Origin of the sequence: Achromobacter sp. Marseille-Q0513 (assembly GCF_018195695.1) — a bacterium.
Lineage (GTDB): Bacteria > Pseudomonadota > Gammaproteobacteria > Burkholderiales > Burkholderiaceae_B > Achromobacter.
Window position 1 is genome coordinate 1 of the sequence record NZ_JAGTJY010000283.1, and the last position, 5,017, is coordinate 5,017.

Below are 5,017 nucleotides of genomic sequence, written 5' to 3' on the forward strand. Positions count from 1 at the left end.
AATGCCGAACTGCTTGTTGTCGCCGAAGCGCCGACCCAGGTCCACATGGGTGCCGAACTGCGCGTCGGACATATAGGTCCCCGTCAGGCGCGCCAGCGGATCGTCGCCAGCGCGCTTGGGCACCAGGTTGACGCTGCCGCCGACGGAACCGCCGGGAGGCATGCCGTTGAGCAGCGCGGACGGGCCCTTCAGCACGTCGATGCGTTCGAACATCTCGGGCGAGACCCGGTAGTAGGGCGAGATGCCGTACAGGCCGCCGAAGGAAACGTCGCCGATGGCCGATGCGAAACCACGGATGTAATAGAACTCGTTGATGGCGCCGGTCTGGCCGTTGCTGAACACGGTGGGGTCGGTGGCGGAAATCACGTCGGTGATATCCCGAGCCTGCCGGTCCGCGATGAACTTGTCCGTGTAGCTGATGGTGTTGAACGGCGTCTCCATGAAGTCCTTGTCGCCCAGCAGCCCGACGCGGCCTCCGGTCGCCACCTGGCCGCCGGCGTAGGCGCCGACTTCCTCGGCATGCCCTTGCACCTTGATGGGCGACAGGGTTGCCGCCTCCGTCGAGGCCGGCGCCGCGCTGCCGCTCGTTTGCGCCAGCGCGGAGGACGCCAGGGCGCCCAGCGTCAGGCCCAGCAACAGCGCGGTGGCGCGCGGCGCGGGCAGGCCGTTGCGGGAGTGCGCCGCCTGTCTGGCGGGCTGGGCGGAGCGTTGTGTATGGCCGAGTGAGGTCATGCCAGTTTCCTTTCGTTCGAAACGGGGTAGCGGTCGCCGGCCGGAGCCGGACAAGAAAGCGAATAGCGGGGAGCCAGGGACCCGATGCCGGGTCAGCGTTGATAGCCCTTGATGACGTCGTCGATCAGCAGCTTCAGCGAGGTCACGCTGGCGGCGGTGATGTACCAGGCGTCGGCGTCGACGAACACCACGCGGCCGTTCTTCCAGGCATTGGTCTGGCGCAGCAGCGGATTGGCCATGCGTTCGGCGTCCATGACGGGACGGCGCTCCATCACGGCGCTGCGGTCCACCACGTACAGGATGTCGGGGTTGGCTTCCTGGATGAATTCGCTGGATATCGGCTGGCCGTGCAGGCTGGTCTCGACGGCGGTGCTGGCGGGCTGCACGCCCAGGGCGTCGAACACGAAGGCATAGCGCGACTGCACGCCGAACGAGCTGAAGGCGCCGTTGTTGTGCATCACGATCATGGCCTTCTCGGGGCGGCCGGCGGTCACGCGCCGGGCTTCTTCCACCTTGGCGTCCAGCTCGGCGGCCTTTTGCTGCGCCAGCGCTTCCTTGTCGAAGATGCGGCCCAGCGTCAGCAGGTGCTGCTTGACGGTGGCGATGTGGGTGCGCTGGCTGTTCTTGTAGTCCACGTCGAAATGCAGCGTGGGCGCGATCTCGGCCAGCTCTTGATAATGATTGGCCTGGATCGGCGTGATCAGGATCAGGTCGGGCTTGAGCGCGTGCACGCGTTCCAGGTTGGGCTGCACGATGGCGCCCAGGTCCTGCACGTCGGGCGCGTCCTTGTATTTGGACAGGAAGTGCGGCACATAGTCCTTGGTCATGCCGGCGATCGGCACGCCGAGCTGGTCGAGGAAATCGGCCTCGTTCATGTCCAGCACCGCGACCTTGCGCGGCACGTTGGCGACCGTGGTGATGCCCAGCTGGTGCTTGACCGTGACGGGCGCGGCCAGCGCCTTCGCGGCTTGCGGCGCTTCTGCGGGGCCGTCGCCGCAACCTGCCAGGACGGCAGCCACAACCATTGCCGATGCCGCTGCCCGGCGCTTGATCTTCCAGTACACGCTCATGCTCCAGAGGGGGTGAAGTAATTGCAGAGACGGCCGCGTCCGTTCGGCACGATCTCGAAATCCAGGTCGTACAGTTCGCCCAGCCGCTGCTCGGTCACGACCTCGTCGACCGGGCCGCTGAAACGCAGCGCGCCATGTTTCAGCGCCACGATGTGATCGGAATAATTGGCCGCGAAATTGATGTCGTGGATCACCAGGATCACGGTGCGTCCATGCTCGTCGCACAGGCGGCGCAGCGCGCGCATGATCTGCACCGCGTGCTTCATGTCCAGGTTGTTCAGCGGCTCGTCCAGCAGCAGCACGTCGGTCTGTTGCGCGATGGTCATGGCCAGGAAGGCCATCTGGCGCTGGCCGCCGCTCAGTTCGTCCAGGTAGGACTGACGCAGCGGCGCCAGGTCCAGGAAGGCGATGGCCTCGTCGATGGCCTTGCGGTCCTGGGCCGTCAGCGCGCCGCGACTGTATGGGAAGCGGCCGAAGGCGACCAGCTCGTCCACCGTCAGGCGCAGGTTGAAGCCTGGCGACTGGCGCAGCGTGGCCACGCGCCTGGCGTAGTCGGCGATGCGGATGGCGCCGGCGTTGCGGCCGTCCAGCAGGATCTGGCCCTGGCTGGGTGCGTGCAGCCGCGCCATCAGCATCAGCAGAGTGGACTTGCCGGCGCCGTTGGGGCCGATCAGCGAGGTGACGCGGCCGGCTGGGAATTCGCAGCTGACGTCGGCCAGCACCGTCTTGGCGCCATAGGCTTTGTGGAGATTGCGGACGGCGATCATGAGGTGCCTCGGGCGCGGACCGTCAGCGCCAGGAAGTACGCGCCGCACACCAGGTTCACCAGGATGCTGACGGTGGTCTTGTAGTTGAAGACATGCTCGACCAGCAGCTGGGCGGCGAGGAAGATGGCGATCGCGATGGCGCAGCCCAGCGGCAGCACGATCCGGTGCCTGACGCTGCCCGCCAGCGCATAGGCGATGTTGGCGACGAAGATGCCCATGAAGGCCGTCGGCCCGATCAGGCTGGTCGACACCGCCACCAGCACGGCGATCAGCGCCAGGTAGCGACGCACATGGCGCGGATGGTCCACGCCCAGCGACATGGACTGTTCGCGGCCCAGCGCCAGCACGTCCAGCACTGGCAGCGACTTGCGGCAGGCCAGGCAGACGGCCGCCACGGCCAGCGCGGCATAGAGCAGCGTGTCGGGCCGGGCGCGGTTGAACGAGGCATAGCTCAGGCCCTGGAACACGGCGAATTCGCCCGGGCTGATGCGCAGCTGCACGAACTGCGTGAAGGTGCCGATCACCATCGTCAGCACCAGCCCGACCAGCAGCAACAGGTATACGTCGTTGCGGCCGCCACGCAGCAGCCAGCGGTGGATGCCCCAGGAATAGGCCAGCATCAGCAGCAGCGACACGATGAAACCGCCGCCTGAGCCCAGCGCCGCCTGCGCCTGCGCGCCGGCCAGCAGCAGGAGCAGCGACTGCCACAGCAGGTAGACCGCCTCGTAGCCCATGATGGCCGGCGTCAGGATGCGGTTGTTCACCAGCGTCTGGAACACGATGGCCGACAGCGCCACGCAGACGCCGCCGACGACGATGGCGGCCAGCCGGACCAGCCGCTTCGGGATCACGTAGCCAAAGTCCAGGCCGGAACCCGCCAGCACGAACACCGCCGCCAGCGCGGCCACCGCCGCCAGGATCAGCCACAGACGGGAGACGCGCCTCATCGCAGCCCCCGCAGGATCAGTATCAGGAACAGCACGCCGCCCACGCCGCCGGCCGTCAGGCCGATCGGCACTTCGAACGGGTACATCAGCAGGCGGCCGACGATATCGCAGGCCAGCAGCAGCGAGGCGCCGCCCAGCGCGACGATGGGCAGCGTGCGGCCCAGGTTCTCGCCATAGCGCATCGCGACCAGGTTGGGCACCACCAGCCCGATGAAGGGAATCGCGCCCACCACGATCACGCTGGCGGACACCGTCACCGCCACCAGCACCAACCCCAGCGCGGCCGTGGCGGCGTAGCCCAGGCCCAGGCTGGCGGCCATTTCCTCGCCCATGCCCAGCACGGTGAAGCGGTGCGCGTACAGATAGGCCAGCGCGACCACGGGCAGCACCAGGTAGAGGATTTCGTAGCGGCCCTGCACCACGCGCGAGAAATCGCCCAGCAGCCAGCCCTGCATGCTTTGCAGGATGTTGTGGCGGTAGGCGTAGAACTCGGCGATGGCGCTGAGCACGCTGCCGTACATCAGGCCGACGACGGGCACCAGCACCGTGTTGCGGAACTTGATGCGGCGGATGATGGCGACATAGATCATGCTGGCCGCGAAGCAGAAGGCCAGCGCGAACAGCATGCGGCTGGCGGTGCCGGCGGCCGGCGCCAGCGTCAGCGACACCAGGATGCCGAGCTTGGCGGCGTCCAGTCCGCCGGAGGTGCCGGGCTCGACAAAACGGTTGCGCACGATATGCTGCAGGATCACGCCGCAGACGGACAGGCCCACGCCGGTCAGCACCAGCGCCGCCAGGCGCGGCAGCCGGCTGGCCGTCAGCGTCAGCCAGGCGTCGCCCGACATCGAGAAAAGCTGTTGCCATTCCATCTGCCGCGCGCCGATCAGCACCGACGCGCAGCTCAATGCGAGCAGCAGCAGGGACAGGCGCAGACGCATCAGGGCCGCGCTCCGTCGGCCGCCGTGATGCGCCAGCCCTTGGCCGCCTGGCGCTGGGCCAGGAACTCGGCATAGCGGCCCTGGCGTTCGCGCAGTTGCGTCGGCGCGCCTTGTTCGACGACGCGGCCGTCTTCCAGCACCACGATCTGGTCGGCCATCGCCACGGTGGACAGCTGGTGCGCGATCACGACCAGCGTGCAGCGGCCGCGCAGCCGCGCCAGCGTCTCGGCGATGACGTGCTGGTTCTCGGCGTCCAGCGCCGCGGTCGCCTCGTCCACCAGCAGGATGGGAGCGTTCTTGAGCAGCGCGCGGGCGATGGCGATGCGCTGGCGTTCGCCGCCCGAGAGGCGCGCGCCGCCCTCGCCCACCGGGGTGTCCATGCCTTGCGGCAGGCGCGCGACGATCTCCGTCACGCCGGCCTGGCGCGCGGCTTCCATGAGTTCGGCCTCGGTGGCGCCGGGCTTGCCGACGCGGATGTTGTCGGCGATGCTGCCCGTGAACAGATAGCTGTCCTGGAAGATCTGGCTGAGCTGGCCGGCCAGCTCAGCCAGATCTTCCAGGAC

Annotated in this window: 6 protein-coding genes; all 6 read right to left on the reverse strand. The window is 67.9% G+C overall.

Annotated elements, in window-relative coordinates; genetic code table 11:
• Window positions 1–732: TonB-dependent receptor plug domain-containing protein (locus KDH83_RS29415; RefSeq protein ID WP_212322311.1), on the reverse strand; the 732-nt coding region annotated here is incomplete at its 3' end.
• Window positions 733–824: 92 nt separating this feature from the next.
• Window positions 825–1,757 (reverse strand): siderophore ABC transporter substrate-binding protein, encoded by a 933-nt coding sequence (locus KDH83_RS29420; RefSeq protein ID WP_249205442.1) that lies wholly within the window; start codon window positions 1,755–1,757, stop codon window positions 825–827.
• A gap of 41 nt (window positions 1,758–1,798) precedes the next feature.
• On the reverse strand, window positions 1,799–2,569 hold the full coding sequence (locus KDH83_RS29425; RefSeq protein WP_212322313.1) for an ATP-binding cassette domain-containing protein: 771 nt from the start codon (window positions 2,567–2,569) through the stop codon (window positions 1,799–1,801).
• Window positions 2,566–3,516: an iron chelate uptake ABC transporter family permease subunit gene (locus tag KDH83_RS29430; protein WP_212322315.1), complete on the reverse strand. Its 951-nt coding sequence runs from the start codon at window positions 3,514–3,516 to the stop codon at window positions 2,566–2,568. Before KDH83_RS29430 ends, KDH83_RS29425 begins: the two co-directional genes overlap by 4 nt.
• Window positions 3,513–4,454 carry an iron chelate uptake ABC transporter family permease subunit gene (locus KDH83_RS29435; protein WP_212322316.1) on the reverse strand — a complete coding sequence of 314 codons (942 nt, stop codon included), beginning with the start codon at window positions 4,452–4,454 and terminating at the stop codon, window positions 3,513–3,515. Before KDH83_RS29435 ends, KDH83_RS29430 begins: the two co-directional genes overlap by 4 nt.
• A partial coding sequence (locus KDH83_RS29440) for an ABC transporter ATP-binding protein (protein WP_212322317.1) occupies window positions 4,454–5,017 on the reverse strand: 564 nt, incomplete at its 5' end. The genes KDH83_RS29440 and KDH83_RS29435, both read right to left, overlap by 1 nt.